General features: G+C 52.9%; 9 tRNA genes. All 9 read left to right on the forward strand.

Going from position 1 to position 850, the window contains the following annotated elements:
* The first annotated feature begins 80 nt into the window (after positions 1 to 80).
* Positions 81 to 156, forward strand: a tRNA-Val gene (locus AC1Q7N_RS11660).
* A gap of 6 nt (positions 157 to 162) precedes the next feature.
* Positions 163 to 238, forward strand: a tRNA-Thr gene (locus AC1Q7N_RS11665).
* Between the two features lie 6 nt (positions 239 to 244).
* Positions 245 to 320, forward strand: a tRNA-Lys gene (locus AC1Q7N_RS11670).
* A gap of 8 nt (positions 321 to 328) precedes the next feature.
* Positions 329 to 411: transfer RNA gene (locus AC1Q7N_RS11675), tRNA-Leu, on the forward strand.
* A gap of 3 nt (positions 412 to 414) precedes the next feature.
* Positions 415 to 489: transfer RNA gene (locus AC1Q7N_RS11680), tRNA-Gly, on the forward strand.
* An 11-nt stretch (positions 490 to 500) separates the two neighbouring features.
* Positions 501 to 589, forward strand: a tRNA-Leu gene (locus tag AC1Q7N_RS11685).
* 12 nt (positions 590 to 601) lie between these two features.
* Positions 602 to 675: transfer RNA gene (locus tag AC1Q7N_RS11690), tRNA-Arg, on the forward strand.
* A 9-nt stretch (positions 676 to 684) separates the two neighbouring features.
* Positions 685 to 758 (forward strand) — tRNA-Pro (locus AC1Q7N_RS11695).
* Positions 759 to 774: 16 nt separating this feature from the next.
* Positions 775 to 850 (forward strand) — tRNA-Ala (locus tag AC1Q7N_RS11700).

Below are 850 nucleotides of genomic sequence, written 5' to 3' on the forward strand. Positions count from 1 at the left end.
ACAGAAGTTAAGCTCCTTAGCGCCGATGGTAGTCGGACTGACGTTCCGCTAGAGTAGGACGTTGCCAGGCAAAATATCTTGGAGAATTAGCTCAGTTGGGAGAGCATCTGCCTTACAAGCAGAGGGTCGGCGGTTCGAACCCGTCATTCTCCACCATTTATAGCCGGCCTAGCTCAACTGGTAGAGCAACTGACTTGTAATCAGTAGGTTGGGGGTTCAAGTCCTCTGGCCGGCACCATCTTTTGAGCCATTAGCTCAGTTGGTAGAGCATCTGACTTTTAATCAGAGGGTCAGAGGTTCGAATCCTCTATGGCTCACCATTTAAATAGCGGGTGTGGCGGAATTGGCAGACGCACTAGACTTAGGATCTAGCGCCTTTACGGCGTGGGGGTTCGACTCCCTTCACCCGCATTCGCGGAAGTAGTTCAGTGGTAGAACACCACCTTGCCAAGGTGGGGGTCGCGGGTTCGAATCCCGTCTTCCGCTCCATTAATGATATTGCCGGGGTGGCGGAACTGGCAGACGCACAGGACTTAAAATCCTGCGGTGAGAGATCACCGTACCGGTTCGATTCCGGTCCTCGGCACCATCTTTAATATTTGCGCCCGTAGCTCAACTGGATAGAGCGTTTGACTACGGATCAAGAGGTTATGGGTTCGACTCCTATCGGGCGCGCTTATTTTACGGGAAGTAGCTCAGCTTGGTAGAGCACTTGGTTTGGGACCAAGGGGTCGTAGGTTCGAATCCTGTCTTCCCGATAGTAAAATAAATTTTGGGGGCTTAGCTCAGCTGGGAGAGCGCCTGCTTTGCACGCAGGAGGTCAGCGGTTCGATCCCGCTAGTCTCCACCA

The sequence above is a fragment of the Staphylococcus sp. GW823-FHT05F06 genome, from assembly GCF_058795495.1.